Annotated in this window: 1 protein-coding gene; it reads right to left on the bottom strand. The window is 72.7% G+C overall.

Annotation, left to right across the window (positions count from 1 at the left end; all coding sequences use genetic code 11):
- Positions 1-160: nicotinate-nicotinamide nucleotide adenylyltransferase (locus tag RVY79_RS22080; protein ID WP_411161763.1), on the bottom strand; the 160-nt coding region annotated here is incomplete at its 3' end.
- Positions 161-267: the final 107 nt, after the last annotated feature.

The raw sequence follows: 267 nt of genomic DNA, 5'->3' as shown, positions 1-267 counted from the left end.
GTCCACCGGCCGCCATGACCTGGCCGGGCTTTTGCCACTGCCGGCCGGCGGGCAGCCAGAGCAGACGATCGGGCCCCAGCGCCTCCAGCGCGCGCTGGGCAAAGGCCAGGTGGCCCCGATGAGGCGGATCGAAGCTGCCGCCGAAGAGCGCAATCCTCACAGCCAGAGCGCCGTCGCTGCCTCATCGGCCCAGTCGCGCGGGCGCAGGAAGTCGGTGTAGAGCCTTGCCTCGGGCGTGCCCGGCTCGGGCGCCCAGTTGTAGCGCCA

The organism is Chromohalobacter sp. HP20-39, assembly GCF_033052815.1.
Classification (GTDB): domain Bacteria; phylum Pseudomonadota; class Gammaproteobacteria; order Pseudomonadales; family Halomonadaceae; genus Chromohalobacter.
The sequence above is the reverse complement of the archived record's forward strand: the minus strand, read 5'-3'. Positions and strand labels throughout refer to the sequence as shown.